Origin of the sequence: Enterobacter cloacae complex sp. ECL352 (genome assembly GCF_020149545.1) — a bacterium.
GTDB lineage: Bacteria > Pseudomonadota > Gammaproteobacteria > Enterobacterales > Enterobacteriaceae > Enterobacter > Enterobacter asburiae_B.
The window spans coordinates 74,485-88,254 of the sequence record NZ_CP083709.1 but is presented as its reverse complement, the minus strand read 5'-3'; the positions used below and the strand labels follow the sequence as shown (position 1 = coordinate 88,254).

Here is a 13,770-nt window from a genome sequence, read left to right as displayed (position 1 = left end):
CTGCAAGTTAATCATTTCGCTTCGAGAATCTGAATCGCTACTGGTTAATGAATTTATTGAAAGTCCCTCTCCCGAAGGGAGAGGGACCGGTCTGAGCGGATTAAATCGAGGTACGACGATAGCTGCGGTATTCAGGTTTCCAGAAGTTGTCGTCGATGGCCTGCTGCAGCGCGTCGGCAGAGGTTTTCACCGCCACGCCCTGCTGCTGCGCCATTTTACCTACCGCAAACGCGATAGCGCGCGACACCTTGTGAATGTCTTTCAGCTCCGGCAGCACCAGCCCTTCACCGTTGTTGACCAGCGGCGAGTAGCCCGCGAGGGTTTCGCTCGCCGACATCAGCATTTCGTCGGTAATGCGGGACGCGCCGGACGCGATCACGCCCAGCCCAATGCCCGGGAAGATGTAAGAGTTGTTGCACTGGGCGATCGGATAGGTTTTATCCTTCCACACCACCGGGTCGAACGGGCTGCCGGTCGCGACCAGCGCGTTACCTTCGGTCCAGGCGATGATGTCCTGCGGGGTCGCTTCCACTCGGGAGGTCGGGTTGGAAAGCGGCATTACGATAGGGCGTTCGCAGTGCTTGTGCATCTCGCGAATGATCTCTTCGGTGAAGAGACCGGTTTGCCCGGAAACGCCGATCAGAATATCCGGCTTCACGTTGCGCACCACGTCCAGCAGGGAAAGGACTTCGTTGTCGGTATCCCAGTTTTTCAGGTTCTCGCGCTTCTGCACCAGCTTGTTCTGGAACGGCAGCAGGTTCGGCATAGCGTCGGTCAGCAGGCCGAAACGGTCAACCATAAAGACGCGGGAGCGGGCCAGCTCTTCGCTTAAGCCTTCGCGCTGCGTCTGGGCGATGATCTGCTCGGCGATACCACAGCCCGCAGAGCCAGCGCCCAGGAAGACGATTTTCTGGTAGCTCAGCTGGCTGCCGGCTGCGCGGCTGGCAGCGATAAGCGTACCCACGGTCACGGCCGCGGTGCCCTGGATGTCGTCGTTAAAGGAGCAGATCTCATCGCGATAGCGGTTCAGCAGCGGCATCGCGTTTTTCTGCGCGAAGTCTTCAAACTGCAGCAGAACGTCCGGCCAGCGGTGCTTCACGGCCTGAATGAAATCGTCGACAAACTGATAGTACTCGTCGTCGGTAATGCGCGGATGGCGCCAGCCCATATAGAGCGGATCGTTGAGCAACTGCTGGTTGTTGGTCCCGACGTCCAGCACCACCGGCAGGGTATACGCCGGGCTGATGCCGCCGCAGGCGGTGTAGAGAGAGAGTTTACCGATAGGGATCCCCATCCCGCCAATGCCCTGGTCGCCGAGGCCGAGAATACGTTCGCCGTCGGTCACCACAATCACTTTGATATTGTGGTTCGGCACGTTCTGCAGAATATCGTCCATGTTGTGGCGGTTCTGATAGGAGATGAAAACCCCGCGTGAACGACGGTAGATCTCTGAGAAACGCTCGCAGGCCGCACCCACCGTCGGGGTGTAGATCACCGGCATCATCTCTTCGAGATGGTTCTGCACCAGGCGATAGAAGAGGGTTTCATTGGTGTCCTGAATGTTGCGCAGGTAGATGTGCTTGTCGATTTCGGTTTTGAAACCCTGATACTGGATCCACGCGCGCTCCGCCTGTTCTTCAATGGTTTCAACCACTTCGGGCAGTAAACCCAGCAGATTAAAGCTGCTGCGCTCTTCCATGCTGAAGGCGCTGCCTTTGTTGAGCAGGGGGAATTCGAGTAAAACCGGTCCGGCGTATGGGATGTATAAGGAACGATGTTTTTTCAGTTTGTTGTCCATGTCACTCACTCTTTTTATGAAGATCCGTCCCTGACACTGCTGTTTGTCATCTTTCTGGCCTGTGCGATGGGGTGCGGTCAGGCGGTATTATAAAGGAGCTAAATATTAATTACCGCAACACATAAACAAAAACACCATCGGGATTACCGATGGTGTTCTGGATCTCAGTCTGGAACTTACTTGCCGGCGTGGCGTTTTCTGCCGGTGGCGTGAGTGACCTGCGTTTCGTGGTCGCCTTCAATCACCACTTTACGCTGATTTGAAAGCTTGTAATTCAGTCCCAGAATATGGCGTGCCTGACGGTTCGATTTCATGTTAACTCCTCAATCCTGTTGATAGTTTTAAGGACCAGTTTGCTCACGCAAACGAAATGTAACCCCTTAGGTTGCAGATCCAGCTTAGCAGGTTTTTACAAGGGTGCGTTTTGCCCGCTGACGACGTAGTTAATAGTCTGCTGGTAGATGTCACTGAGGATGTCATTATCCGTGGATTCCACCCACTTGGTCAGTTCCATCAAAATGTCATCTTCAGTCACAGCACCGTGCTCGGCGTGAAGACCCTGCGCAATCGCGTTAACGAGTTCAGGTTGTGCTGCTGCAGTATTAGCCGGGTAATAAGTAAACATGCTGCCTCCGTGTCGTTGTCTGTTTAATGGTACGGCTCGCAAAAAATTTAATTCATAAACAGAATGGCAAATATTTTCCCGGTTGTGGTTCAGATTCATCTTAGAAATAAAAATGACATAAGTGCATGCTTTTATGCACTTTTAAAAGGTGTGGCTATATCGACGGGTAACGGCGGGGATATTTTGGCGGGGCTCCTGCTATCGCGGAAATATAGCAGGATCCGTTTTTAAATTACCACTTCATTTCGCCAGTATTCACTTTGGCGCTTAATTCCAGCGAGCTTTCATCAGCCAGGCCCGGATATTGTTTTTTCAGGGTATTGATAACGCCTGCGGAATCTTTATGCGCGGCTAAAGCCTTTTCAAAGCGCTGCAGATAGTCGCGGGTAAACTCAATCGCGCCAGTGCCCGCTGGTGGGGTGCCCAGATAGTGGCCCGGGATCACGCGCTCAGGTTTGTGCGCGGCCATATTCTCAAGCGTTTCCTGCCACTGCTTGCGGCTTTCCGGCGTCTGGGTGTCTGCCGTCCAGACGTGAATACCCCAAGCTACCCCGGTGCCGCCGAGGATCGTTTTTGCCGACGGGATCCACACATAGGCCGCATAGCTGTCTGGCTGTTCGATGTCGACCTTTTCCCCGTCAACCATGAACGTGGTGGAGGCAAGCACCTGCGGGAGGACCAGCTCCGTTGGCGCGCCGTCCTTCATCTGCGGCCCCCAGAAAGCGAGCTTGGCGTCTTTGGTGGCTTTAATATGGTCAACCACATGCTGCGTGGCCACTACTTTAGCGTTCGGGAAGGCTTTGACCAGCGGCTGCAGGCCAAAATAGAAATCCGGATCGCCGGAGGTGATCACAATCTTATTCAGGGTTTTACCGCTGCGGCGAATTTTCTCTACCAGCGCTTCGCCATCCTTCACGCTGAACTGCGCGTCAAACAGCACCGCCTCTTTCGGGCCGGAAACCAGCGTGGAGGAGACCGGGAAAATGCCTTTTTCCTGCGGGTTATAGGTATCAATGGTCAACGGCGCGGCAAAAACCGCAGGAGTGAAAAGGGTGGAAAGCAGGGCAAGGTGAGTGAATTTCATGCTGTTGTCTCTGTTGTTCAGGAATGTCTCTATTGTACGGATATTCGCATTTGCCAGAATTCCTGAAACAAGACATGCTTAGTTTCATAAATCGAGCAAATGGAGCTTATATGGATCGCGTTATCGCCGCTCAGGTCTACAACCGGATATGCGAGCTGGGCAGTTTGAGCGCGGCGGCCCGCGCGTTGGGCATTTCCCGACCGATGGTGAGCCGCTACCTTGAACAAATGGAGAAGTGGGCGGGAACGCGGCTGGTAAACCGCTCCACGCGCAAGCTGACGCTGACCGCGGCAGGGGAAAAGGTGCTGCAAAAAACGCGGACGCTCTCGCAGATTTCGCAGGAAATCGAGGGCCAGTCTGAGAAAGATCTGCCGTCCGGCACGCTGCGGGTGGCCTGCGCCCATTTTACCGCCATGCACCTGATTGCGCCGGTCCTGCCTGAGCTGCTCTTGAGCTACCCGCAGCTGCGCATCGAGCTGGACGTGAATAACCACCCGGTCAGCCTGGTGGGAGAGCGCATTGATGTCGCCGTGCGCATTACCGACAACCCCGAACCCGGCATGATTGCCCGCCGGCTGGGGGAGTGTCGCTCGGTGCTTTGCGCCTCGCCGGCGTATCTGGCACAGCACGGTATCCCCGTCAGCCCTGAAGAATTAGCGCAGCACAACTGTCTGCACTACAGCTTTTTTGCCGGGCAGTCCTGGCACTTTCTAACGCCGGAAGGGGAAAGCCTGAGCGTGGCCGTCAGCGGCAACCTGAGCGCCAGCATCTCTTCGCTGTTGATGGACGCGGCGATTAAGCACTGCGGTATCGCCATGCTGCCGGAGCGCGAAGCGTCTGCCGCGCTGGAACAGGGATTGCTGGTGCCGGTACTGGAGGCGCTTGAGCCGAAACCGCTTGCCATCCATGGCATTTATCAGTCCCGGGAATACCAGCCTGCCGCGCTGCGCGTGTTCCTTGACGAACTGTCGCGCTACCTGGCATAAGAAAGGATTACTTCGCCTTTAGCCAGGGAGACGTCGTGCTCCAGAAAATAATATCGGCACCGAGATAACTTTCGCCGAAGCGGACAAATTCCGCTTTGGTGAACGGTTTTCCGGTCTGAGGATCCTTATAGGTCAGGGTCGGCTCCTGAACCGCCATGGCGATGAGCGGCAGCGTCTGTTTATTTTTATGGAAGAAGGGATAGGCATTCTTCATGTGTGCCTTGCTGTTGGGAACAATGTCCGGCCCACCCAGGCCGATGTTGTTGGCGCTGGCATACGCAAACAGACGCCCCATGTAGTTGTGGTCGTTATCCCATTCGCACGGCCAGAAGTTCACGTACTGCACCACGTGAGATTTCTGAAAAGCCTTTCGCGCAAAGGCCAGGTTTTCCATTTCACCCGCGAAATAGCCGTCGCAGGTAAACCCGACGGGCGGATTTTTTTCGTCGAGATCAATGGCGGTTTCGGGCAGGTTTACCCCATACACCTCGCCATCAAAGCGTTTCGCGAGGGCGGCCAGCAGTGCCTGGTAGCGCTGGCGCACGGCGGGATCCCACTGACGCGCCACCCATCCTGAACCGACCGGCTTGCCTTCGCCGGGGTTATCGAACTGCGGCGCAATCCCGCCACCGTACTGCGTGTCGCGCATCAGATAGTCCGGAACGTAGCGGGCGTCCGGCTCAAAGAAACGATCCTGGATTTGAATAAAGAGTTTTTTTCCGGCGGCCTTAACGCGCGCCAGATCCTGCTCAATCCGCGAGAAGTCATAGCTGTCCTTCTCGGGTTCCAGCAGGCGCCAGTTGTAAACGATCTGCACGCCGCCGATATCGCTTCGCGCAACAAGCGGAAACGCCGCGTCGAGATCGCCCGAGCTGGTATAGATAAAGTTCTCCGGCGTTTTCGCCAGTGAAGAGAGCGACAGAGCCAGCGTGGTGACGGCAACGGCCATCCTGATTTTTAGGGCCATAATCTTTATCCTTTTTGTCGGTACAGCAGGTGAAAGTCCTGGAATTGTCTGTGTTCCAGGGTGGGTCAGATGCGTAGTCTATACTTAACCCTTTGTAAGCCAAAAGGAGAGCAAGAATGACTATTCATAAGCACGGTTCGGCACACTGGTCTGGCGACATTAAGCGCGGAAAAGGAACGGTTTCCACCGAGAGCGGCGTTCTCAATCAGCAGCCTTATGGTTTCAATACCCGCTTTGAGGGCGAAAAGGGGACCAACCCCGAAGAGCTGATTGGCGCGGCACATGCGGCCTGCTTCTCAATGGCGCTGTCGCTGATGCTCGGCGAAGCGGGCTATACCGCCGATTCCATTGATACCACCGCGGACGTCTCTCTGGATAAAACCGACGGCGGCTTTGCCATCACTAAAGTTGCCCTGAAAAGCAAGGTGACCGTTCCCGGCATCGCTCCACAGCAGTTCGACGGCATTATTCAGAAAGCAAAAGCGGGATGTCCGGTCTCGCAGCTCCTGAAAGCTGAGATTACGCTGGACTATAAGCTCAATTAAGCCACAGCCGGGTTTGCGCCCGGCTATCCCTTCAGCGCGGCGGGGAACACCTCCGCCAGCCAGGCAATAAACACCTTCAGTCTGTGCGTCAAATGCCGGTTCTGCGGGTAAACCACATGAAACGGATACGCGGCAGGGCGCCAGTCGCCCAGGATCGCCGCCAGCGTGCCCGTCTGCAAATACGCCTTTGCCGAATACTCAAAGGTCTGAACGATCCCCAGCCCCGCCGCGGCAGCCGCCAGATGGGCATTACTTTCATTGACGCCGAGATAGTGCGGAATGTTGATTTCCAGCGCCTCGCCGTTCTGCCGGAAGCGAAACGGAAAGGGCCGTCCGGTGACGGGCGAGAGATAGCTAATCAGCTTGTGGCCGTTGCGCAGCTCCTGCGGATAGGCCGGGACGCCGTGATTTTTCAGGTAACCCGGCGTCGCGCAGGTGACCATTTCGGCGTTACCGAGATGACGGGCGATGAGGGTTGAGTCGTCCAGCGGCCCGCCGCGGATCACGCAGTCTACGTTACCGCTGATGAGATCGACCGGCCGGTCGGCCACGCCAAGGTCGATGCGGATCTCAGGGTAGCGCTGCATAAATTCCGGAAGCAGAGGGATGAGCACGTCCCGGGCGGTGGAGCCGCCCACGTCAACCCGCAAATGCCCTTTTGGCGTCGCGCGGGAAACGCGAAACGAGGTGTCGATATCTTCGATATCAATCAGCACCCTGAGCGCTTTTTCATAGTATTCCATCCCTTCAGGCGTCGCGACCACCCGGCGAGTGGTCCGGTGCAGAAGGCGTATCTCCAGGTGCGACTCAAGCGATTTGACCAGCTTGCTCAGCGTGGCGATCGGCATATTCAGCGAGTCCGCCGCGCGGGTAAAGCTGCCGGACTCCACGACCCGCGTAAAGGCGCGCATCGCCATGAGCTGGTCCATGATGACCTCGGATTATTTCTGTTTGTGAATAGTCATTTTCATTTTTGCCCGTTTTTCACTAATGCCGCAAGGGCTAAAGTTTGTCCAACGCAAACCCAACAAAAGGTAAATGACATGAACACGACTCTTTCAGGAAAAATTGCACTGGTCACCGGCGGCAGCACCGGCATTGGTCTTGCCACAGCGCAGGAGCTGGCGGCGCAGGGCGCGAAGGTCTACATCACCGGTCGTCGTCAGGCCGAGCTGGACGCGGCGGTGGCGGAAATTGCTTCAACCGCAGTGGGCATTCGCGCGGACGCCTCAAAGCTTGCCGATCTGGATGAGGTTTATGCCCGGATAGCCAAAGAAGAAGGCCGTCTTGATATCCTGTTCGCCAATGCCGGTGGCGGCGATATGCTGCCGCTGGGCGCGATCACCGAAGAGCAGTTTGACCGGATTTTTGGCACCAACGTGCGCGGAGTGCTGTTCACGGTGCAGAAGGCGCTGCCGCTGCTGTCCGCCGGATCGTCGATTATTCTGACCGGATCGACGGTGTCCATTAAAGGGACGGCCAACTTCAGCGTCTACAGCGCCAGCAAGGCCGCCGTGCGCAACTTTGCCCGCTCCTGGGCGCTGGATTTGCAGGGCCGCGGGATCCGCGTCAACGTGGTGAGCCCGGGCCCGATCAAAACGCCAGGTCTCGGCGATCTGGTGCCGGAAGAACATCGTCAGGGGCTGTACGACGCGCTGGCCGCTCAGGTACCGCTCGGCCGCTTAGGCGCGCCGGGTGAGGTGGGGAAAGCGGTGGCGTTTCTGGCCTCCGACGCGGCCAGCTTTATTAACGCCACCGAGCTGTTTGTGGACGGCGGGATGGCGCAAATCTAACCCAGACTGCGCCAGCAGCGCACGTTACGGCCCTCGCGTGACGGCTGTAGCGGCTGGGGACGTTCGCACCCCTGCGCTGCCATCGGACAACGGTCACGGAAAAAACAGCCTTCGGGCAGATGACGATTGCCGGGAAGCTCCGTTTTGCGTAACGCCAGATTTTCATCCAGCGGTTCACCGGTGCGGGGAACTGAGTCGAGCAGCAGACGGGTGTAGGGATGGCGCGGCTCGCCAAGCACCTGCGCGGCGCTGCCCAGCTCCACAATCTGCCCGAGGTACATCACCGCCACGCGGTCGCTCATGTGTCTGACCACCGAGACGTTATGCGTGATTAACACGTAGGTCAGATTACGCTGCTGTTGCAGGTTCACCAGCAGGTTGAGGATTTGCGCCTGCACGGAGATATCCAGCGCGCTGGTGGGTTCATCAAGCACGATAATATCGGGGTCGGATGAGAGCGCCCTTGCGATGGCGATGCGCTGGCGCTGCCCGCCGGAGAAGGCGTGCGGAAGCCTGTCGAGATATTCCGGGCGAATGCCCACCTGCAGCGCCAGGTTTTCTGCCAGCTGGCGGCGCTCGCGCTCGCTGCTGCGTTTTTGCACCCACACCGGCTCGGTGATGATGCGCCAGACCGGCAATCGCGGGTCGAGGGAGGAGAGCGGATCCTGAAACACCATCTGCATGCCGCCCGCGTGGTGCGCCCGCTGACACGCGCCGGTGCTGGGCTTAAGCATGCCCATCAGCAGCTGGGCCAGCGTGCTTTTTCCGCAGCCGGACTCACCGACAATGCCCAGCGTTTCCCCGCGACGGATCTGCAGATCGAGCCCGTTGAGGGCATGGACCTGTTCCGTCACGCGGCCCAGCCAGTTTTTGCGCGCCGCAAAGTTCACGTGCACGCTATCCAGTTCCAGCAGTACATCAGACATGGTGTTTCTCCCGTTGCGGATACCAGCAGGCGGCCTGTTGGCCTTCTGCGCCATTGAGCTGTAAGCGCGGCGTTTCGCTGCATTTCGCCCCGGCGGCAAAGCAGCGCTCGCGGAAGGCGCAACCCTGCGGAAGCTTGCTGAGGTTGGGCACCGTGCCGGGGATGGCGGGAAGCAGGTCGCGCGGCTGGCCGTTTTCCGGGGCGCACCGCAGCAGGCCGATGGAGTAGGGATGCACGGGTCGGTGGATCAGCGTTTGCGTGGCACCGCTCTCGATCACGCTCCCGGCATACATCACGTACATTCTGTCGCAAAGCTGCGACACCACGGCCATATCATGGCTGATAAACAGCACCGAGGTCCCGCTGGCCCGCGCCTTATGCTTCAGCAGGCGCAGCACCTGGAGCTGGACGGTAACGTCCAGCGCGGTGGTCGGTTCGTCGGCAATGATCAGCTCCGGCTCGCAGGAGAAGGCAAGGGCGATCATCACCCGCTGGCGCATGCCGCCGGAGAGTTCAAACGGATAACGCTCCATGACCTGCTTCGCGTCCGGGATTTGCATCTCTTCCAGCAGGGTAATCGCCTTCTGCTGCGCCTCGCGCCGCGAAAGCGGCTGATGCTGGCGGATCACCTCCACCATCTGTTTGCCAATCCGCCGCGTCGGGTTGAGGGCGGTCATGGGCTCCTGAAAAATCATCGCCACTCGTGCACCGCGCCACTGGCGAAGCTGCTTCTCGGACGCCGTCAGGACGTTTTCGCCGAGTAACTTCACCTGACCGTGATGAATGCGGTAGCTCCCTTCCGGCAGCAGCCGCATGGCGAGCATGGCGGTCACGGATTTACCCGACCCCGACTCACCCACCACGCCGACAATTTCGCCCCTGCCGATCTCCAGCGAGACGTGGTTCAGCGCGTGGACCTCACCGCGAAAAACCGGGAAGCTCAGATGCAGGTCCTCAATACGTAATACCGGTTCGGTCATTACTGTTTTCCTCCCGACTTCGGATCCAGCAGATCGCGGATACCGTCGCCAAACAGGTTAAAGCCCACGGCGGTAATTAAAATCGCCGCACCGGGAAAGGCGCAGTACCACCACTGGTCCAGGACGTAGTTACGGCCAACGGCCACCATCGCCCCCCATTCGGCGGTGGGCTGCTGCGCGCCCAGGCCAATAAACCCCAGCGTGGCGGCCATCAGAATGGCGCTGCCGATATCCAGCGAAGCCTGCACAATCAGCGGCGGCAGGGCGTTGCGCAGGATATGCCAGCGGATCAAATGCCAGCGGGACGCGCCAAAGGTGCGGGCGGCCTGGACGTAGGTAAACTGGCGCACCACCAGGGTTTGCCCGCGCGCCAGGCGGACGTAAAACGGGATGCGGACAATCGCAATCGCCAGCATGGCGTTAAACAGGCTCGGACCGAGCGCGGCGGCCAGCGCCATAGTCAGCACCAGGGAGGGAATGGAGAGCATAATGTCCATCACCCGCATGATGATGGCGTCGCCGCGCCCGCCCAGCACGCCGGACAAACAGCCCAGCAGCGAGCCAATACCGCCCGCAATCACCACGACCGCCAGCCCGGCGGTAATCGACTGCTGGCTGCCCGTCAGCACGCGGCTAAACAGGTCGCGTCCCACCTCATCGGTACCAAACCAGTGTTGCGCAGACGGCGCCTGCAGGCGGGCGGTCAAATCCAGCGCGTTCGGGTCATGCGGAACGATCCACGGCGAAGCCACCATCAGGAAGAGCATCGCAATCATAATGACGCCGCCAACGATCGTGAGCGGGCTTTGACGCAGCATCCAGAACAGCTTTGCCCAGTTGATGCGTTGTCCGGCGGTTTTAGCCGGGACGGGCGTTTCCTGCGTTAACATCATTCGGCACCTCCGCGCCCGATTCGCGGGTCAATCCACAGGTAAAGCAGATCGACCACCAGATTAACCAGCACGTAGGCCAGCGAAACGACGACGGCAAACCCCATTACGGCAGGGAAATCGAGCGCCTGAATGGATGTCACCACCCAGGCGCCCATGCCCGGCCAGGCAAAGACGGTTTCGGTCAGCACGGCGCCGTAAAGCAGATCGCCCAGCGCTAGCCCGAGCACGGTAATGGACGGGATCATCGCATTGGGCAGGGCGTAGCGCAGGACGATGTACCAGCCGGGCAGGCCGCTGGCGCGCGCGGTGCGGATGTAATCCTCGCTAAGCTGCTCCAGCATCGCCGAGCGAACCTGGCGCGCCACGATCCCCAGGTGAACAAACGCCAGCGTCAGCGAGGGTAAAATCAGGTGCTGAAGCGCGTTGAAGAACACCTCACCGTTGCCCTCCAGCAGCGCGTCCAGCAGATAAAATCCGGTGACGTGCGTCGGGGGATCGAGCCAGTCGTCCAGCCTGCCGCCGCCCGGCAGGATCTGCAGGCGCCCGTAGAACAGCACGATGACGCCCAGCCCAAGCCAGAAGGCCGGCGTGGAGATCCCGGTCATCGCCATTAAACGCACCAGTTGATCCAGCCAGCGGTTGCGGTACACCGCCGACAAAATACCCAGCGGCACGCCGATGACCAGCGCCAGCAGCAGAGAACAAAAGGCCAGCTCCAGCGTGGCGGGGAAAAAGGCCTTCAGGTCTTCCGCGACCGGGCGTCCGGTGCGGATGGACGTGCCTAAATCACCGTGGGCCAGAGCGTCCACGTAGCGGCCAAACTGCACATACAGGGGCTGGTCCAGCCCTAGCTGCTGGCGAATGTTCTGCACGATTTCGTCGCTGGCGCGGTCGCCGGCCAGCAGACGGGCCGGATCGCCGGGGATCAGGTGTGAAATAATAAAGGTGATAATACAGACACCGGCCACCACCAGGATTAACCCCCAGCAGCGCTGGCGCACTATGCTCCAGAACGTCATACGCTTTCCCCCGGCGAGAACCGTTATTTGCTCATGGTGGCGATGTTGAACACCTGCTCGAGCATCGGATTAAAGGTGAAGCCTTTGACCTCTTTGTTCATCGCCAGCTGGTAATTTTTCTGGAACAGATAAACGTAGGCCGCCTCGTCGATAACCACCTTTTGCGCCTGCTGGTAATCTTTGGTGCGTTCCGCCTGGTCGGTGGTTTTCAGCGCGGCCTGCAGGAGCGAATCAACCTCTTTGTTCTCATAGAACGAGCGGTTGCCCGGTAGCCCTTTTTTGTCCGATTCGAACCAGTAGTTCATGAACATGTACGGGTCGGCAAAGTCCGGGCTCCAGTTGCCGATGGCAATGTCGTAATCGCCTTTTCAGACGCGGTCGCGCATGGTGGCGTTGGCCAGTTTTTCCAGCTTTACGCTAATGCCGATCTTGCCGAGGCTGGCCTGAGTGGAGAGGGCGATAGGCTCCCAGTTCGGATCGTTGTCCGAATAGAGGAAGGTCAGGCTGGCGGGTTTGTCTTTGACCTTCTCCAGCGCGGCTTTAGCTTTGGCCTCGTCAAAGCTGTACTGCATTGCCGTGGCGTCAAAGCCCCACATGCCTTCCGGGATCGGGCCGCGCATCTGCTTGCCGTTGCCGCTCAGAATACCTTTCACCATCCCCTGGTAATCCGTAGCCCAGGAGATGGCCCGGCGTAAATCCACCTGATTGAGCGGCGCTTTGCTGTTGTTGAGATAGAGGTAAGTCACGCGCAGGGACGGGTATTCTGCGACGGCGACTTTACCTTCCTGCTTCAGGGCCGCAAGCTGATCGACCGGCAGGGAGTCGGCAATGTCCAGATCGCCGCGGGAAAGCTGCAGTCGGCGCGAGGCGCTCTCACCGATAATTTTCACCGATACGCGCTTAAAGTGCGGCTTTTCACCCTGCCAGTGGGGGTTAGGCACCAGGATCAGCTGCTGGCCTTTCTGCCAGCTTTTCAGCATAAACGGCCCGGAACCGGCGGTGTTTTGCGCCAGAAAACCGCGCGCATCGTCCGCCGCGTTGGCCTTCAGCACCGCCGGGTTAATGATGGACGCCCCGTCGTTTGCCAGCGTGTAGAGGAAAGGCGCGAAGGGCTGGCTGAGGGTGAACTTCACCGTATGGTCATCGACGGCATCAATTTTCAGGTCTTTCGGGAAGGCTTCAGACGGCCCCTGGCCGAGCTTCAGCAGGCGCTCAAAGGAGAGTTTTACCGCCTCGGCGGTGACCGGCGTGCCGTCGGAGAATTTCGCGTTATCCGCCAGGGTAAAGGTCCACTCTTTCTGGTCGTCAGACGCCTTCCAGCCCGTCGACAGATCGCCTTCCACCTCGGTAGAGCCTGGCTTGTACTTGACCAGACGCTGGTAGGACGGATAGGTGACGGTCCAGTCGTTGTTATCAATGGTGATGGCAGGATCGAGCGTTTGCGGGTCGGCGGCTTTACCGATCGCCAGCATATCTTTCGGGACGGCACCCAGCGCCAGCGGTGCGCTCAGGGCCAGCGTGGCGGCGATCAGCGTCGAGAGAAGCGATGTTTTCATGGCAGTGCTCCAGGTTTAGAGAGAAGTGTGCGTCAGGGGAAAACAGGCAAAACGGTCGTCAAGCAGCGGATAGCTGGCGGCGTTCGGCAGTTCGAAGTGCCACCATTCGCTGCTGATACCCACAAAACCACCGCCGAACATGATGGCGTTCAACAGCAGACGGTTGCGCTGGGCGTGCGGCGGCACGGAGGGGTGATACGGATGCGAGCGGTCGTGCATTTCGTCAAAACCGGCCCCCATATCCAGCACGGCGTTATGTTCATCCATCAGGGTGACGTCGATGGCCGTACCGCGGCTGTGATTGGAGCCAATCGCCACGTCGACCACGTATTCCGGATTCGGGCAGGCATCCCACAGCTGGGCCTGTGCCTGCTGCGGCCGATAGGCGTCGTACACCACCAGCTTCAGCCCGGCCAGCGAGGCAATGCTGATGGCTTTTGCCAGCGCGGTGGCCGCGTCGGTATGCAGCAGGCACAGCGCCTCCTGATAGATCGGACGGCCGGTGATATTGTCGGCGGTGGCGTATTTCAGATCGATATGCAGCGTGGGAAACGTCTTCGCCACATCAATCAGTTCACTCTCTTCGGGCATAGCTCCGC

The 13,770-nt window shown here is 58.7% G+C and carries 14 protein-coding genes and 1 pseudogene; 3 read left to right on the top strand and 12 right to left on the bottom strand.

Annotated features, from left to right (window positions below; all coding sequences use genetic code 11):
* Positions 1–100: 100 nt before the first annotated feature.
* From LBF07_RS00430 to LBF07_RS00415, 4 genes are all read right to left on the bottom strand, one after another.
* Complete coding sequence (locus LBF07_RS00430; protein WP_023311897.1) at positions 101–1,798, bottom strand: NAD-dependent malic enzyme; 1,698 nt, start codon at positions 1,796–1,798, stop codon at positions 101–103.
* Between the two features lie 176 nt (positions 1,799–1,974).
* A complete protein-coding gene (gene sra / locus LBF07_RS00425; protein WP_008501714.1) occupies positions 1,975–2,112 on the bottom strand; it encodes a stationary-phase-induced ribosome-associated protein in 138 nt (45 codons plus the stop codon).
* A 95-nt stretch (positions 2,113–2,207) separates the two neighbouring features.
* On the bottom strand, positions 2,208–2,423 hold the full coding sequence (gene bdm / locus LBF07_RS00420; protein WP_013096534.1) for a biofilm-dependent modulation protein: 216 nt from the start codon (positions 2,421–2,423) through the stop codon (positions 2,208–2,210).
* A gap of 232 nt (positions 2,424–2,655) precedes the next feature.
* Positions 2,656–3,507: a Vmh family MBL fold metallo-hydrolase gene (locus LBF07_RS00415; RefSeq protein ID WP_094935009.1), complete on the bottom strand. Its 852-nt coding sequence runs from the start codon at positions 3,505–3,507 to the stop codon at positions 2,656–2,658.
* 110 nt (positions 3,508–3,617) lie between these two features.
* Here LBF07_RS00415 and LBF07_RS00410 point away from each other — a divergent pair, with 110 nt between their 5' ends.
* Positions 3,618–4,493 (top strand): LysR family transcriptional regulator, encoded by an 876-nt coding sequence (locus LBF07_RS00410; protein WP_094935010.1) that lies wholly within the window; start codon positions 3,618–3,620, stop codon positions 4,491–4,493.
* A gap of 7 nt (positions 4,494–4,500) precedes the next feature.
* Here the strand turns inward: LBF07_RS00410 and LBF07_RS00405 are convergent, their stop codons facing one another.
* Complete coding sequence (locus tag LBF07_RS00405; protein ID WP_094935011.1) at positions 4,501–5,460, bottom strand: hypothetical protein; 960 nt, start codon at positions 5,458–5,460, stop codon at positions 4,501–4,503.
* A 116-nt stretch (positions 5,461–5,576) separates the two neighbouring features.
* Here LBF07_RS00405 and LBF07_RS00400 point away from each other — a divergent pair, with 116 nt between their 5' ends.
* Entirely contained in the window at positions 5,577–6,005 is a 429-nt protein-coding gene (locus LBF07_RS00400) for an OsmC family protein (protein ID WP_023311893.1), read from the top strand.
* A gap of 23 nt (positions 6,006–6,028) precedes the next feature.
* Here LBF07_RS00400 and LBF07_RS00395 read toward each other — a convergent pair whose 3' ends face one another.
* Positions 6,029–6,934, bottom strand: coding sequence for a LysR family transcriptional regulator (locus tag LBF07_RS00395; protein ID WP_094935012.1), 906 nt, complete (start codon positions 6,932–6,934; stop codon positions 6,029–6,031).
* Positions 6,935–7,048: 114 nt separating this feature from the next.
* Between LBF07_RS00395 and LBF07_RS00390 the strand changes: the two genes are divergently transcribed.
* Positions 7,049–7,798 carry an SDR family NAD(P)-dependent oxidoreductase gene (locus LBF07_RS00390; protein ID WP_058840956.1) on the top strand — a complete coding sequence of 250 codons (750 nt, stop codon included), beginning with the start codon at positions 7,049–7,051 and terminating at the stop codon, positions 7,796–7,798.
* Here the strand turns inward: LBF07_RS00390 and LBF07_RS00385 are convergent.
* From LBF07_RS00385 to ddpX, 6 genes and pseudogenes are all read right to left on the bottom strand, one after another.
* The gene (locus LBF07_RS00385; RefSeq protein ID WP_094935013.1) at positions 7,795–8,724 is read right to left on the bottom strand and encodes an ABC transporter ATP-binding protein; all 930 of its coding nucleotides are present in this window, start codon (positions 8,722–8,724) and stop codon (positions 7,795–7,797) included. The genes LBF07_RS00390 and LBF07_RS00385 overlap by 4 nt on opposite strands.
* Positions 8,717–9,703: an ABC transporter ATP-binding protein gene (locus tag LBF07_RS00380; RefSeq protein WP_094935014.1), complete on the bottom strand. Its 987-nt coding sequence runs from the start codon at positions 9,701–9,703 to the stop codon at positions 8,717–8,719. The genes LBF07_RS00385 and LBF07_RS00380 overlap by 8 nt, the downstream gene beginning before the upstream one ends.
* Positions 9,703–10,596, bottom strand: a complete 894-nt coding sequence (gene ddpC / locus LBF07_RS00375; protein ID WP_094935015.1) for a D,D-dipeptide ABC transporter permease — start codon at positions 10,594–10,596, stop codon at positions 9,703–9,705. Before ddpC ends, LBF07_RS00380 begins: the two co-directional genes overlap by 1 nt.
* A complete protein-coding gene (locus tag LBF07_RS00370; RefSeq protein ID WP_094935016.1) occupies positions 10,593–11,615 on the bottom strand; it encodes an ABC transporter permease in 1,023 nt (340 codons plus the stop codon). The genes ddpC and LBF07_RS00370 overlap by 4 nt, the downstream gene beginning before the upstream one ends.
* A 23-nt stretch (positions 11,616–11,638) precedes the next feature.
* A pseudogene (locus tag LBF07_RS00365) lies at positions 11,639–13,171 on the bottom strand (ABC transporter substrate-binding protein).
* A gap of 15 nt (positions 13,172–13,186) precedes the next feature.
* Positions 13,187–13,762: a D-alanyl-D-alanine dipeptidase gene (ddpX, locus tag LBF07_RS00360; RefSeq protein ID WP_023311885.1), complete on the bottom strand. Its 576-nt coding sequence runs from the start codon at positions 13,760–13,762 to the stop codon at positions 13,187–13,189.
* Positions 13,763–13,770 lie beyond the last annotated feature (8 nt).

Excerpts from the sequence above, each read along its gene's own strand:
- LBF07_RS00415 (WP_094935009.1), bottom strand. The coding sequence starts at position 3,507 with ATGAAATTCACTCACCTTGCCCTGCTTTCCACCCTTTTCACTCCTGCG.
- ddpC (WP_094935015.1), bottom strand. The coding sequence starts at position 10,596 with ATGATGTTAACGCAGGAAACGCCCGTCCCGGCTAAAACCGCCGGACAA.
- LBF07_RS00405 (WP_094935011.1), bottom strand. The coding sequence starts at position 5,460 with ATGGCCCTAAAAATCAGGATGGCCGTTGCCGTCACCACGCTGGCTCTG.
- LBF07_RS00380 (WP_094935014.1), bottom strand. The coding sequence starts at position 9,703 with ATGACCGAACCGGTATTACGTATTGAGGACCTGCATCTGAGCTTCCCG.
- bdm (WP_013096534.1), bottom strand. The coding sequence starts at position 2,423 with ATGTTTACTTATTACCCGGCTAATACTGCAGCAGCACAACCTGAACTC.
- LBF07_RS00430 (WP_023311897.1), bottom strand. The coding sequence starts at position 1,798 with ATGGACAACAAACTGAAAAAACATCGTTCCTTATACATCCCATACGCC.
- ddpX (WP_023311885.1), bottom strand. The coding sequence starts at position 13,762 with ATGCCCGAAGAGAGTGAACTGATTGATGTGGCGAAGACGTTTCCCACG.
- LBF07_RS00385 (WP_094935013.1), bottom strand. The coding sequence starts at position 8,724 with ATGTCTGATGTACTGCTGGAACTGGATAGCGTGCACGTGAACTTTGCG.
- LBF07_RS00410 (WP_094935010.1), top strand. The coding sequence starts at position 3,618 with ATGGATCGCGTTATCGCCGCTCAGGTCTACAACCGGATATGCGAGCTG.
- LBF07_RS00400 (WP_023311893.1), top strand. The coding sequence starts at position 5,577 with ATGACTATTCATAAGCACGGTTCGGCACACTGGTCTGGCGACATTAAG.
- LBF07_RS00390 (WP_058840956.1), top strand. The coding sequence starts at position 7,049 with ATGAACACGACTCTTTCAGGAAAAATTGCACTGGTCACCGGCGGCAGC.
- LBF07_RS00370 (WP_094935016.1), bottom strand. The coding sequence starts at position 11,615 with ATGACGTTCTGGAGCATAGTGCGCCAGCGCTGCTGGGGGTTAATCCTG.
- LBF07_RS00395 (WP_094935012.1), bottom strand. The coding sequence starts at position 6,934 with ATGGACCAGCTCATGGCGATGCGCGCCTTTACGCGGGTCGTGGAGTCC.
- sra (WP_008501714.1), bottom strand. The coding sequence starts at position 2,112 with ATGAAATCGAACCGTCAGGCACGCCATATTCTGGGACTGAATTACAAG.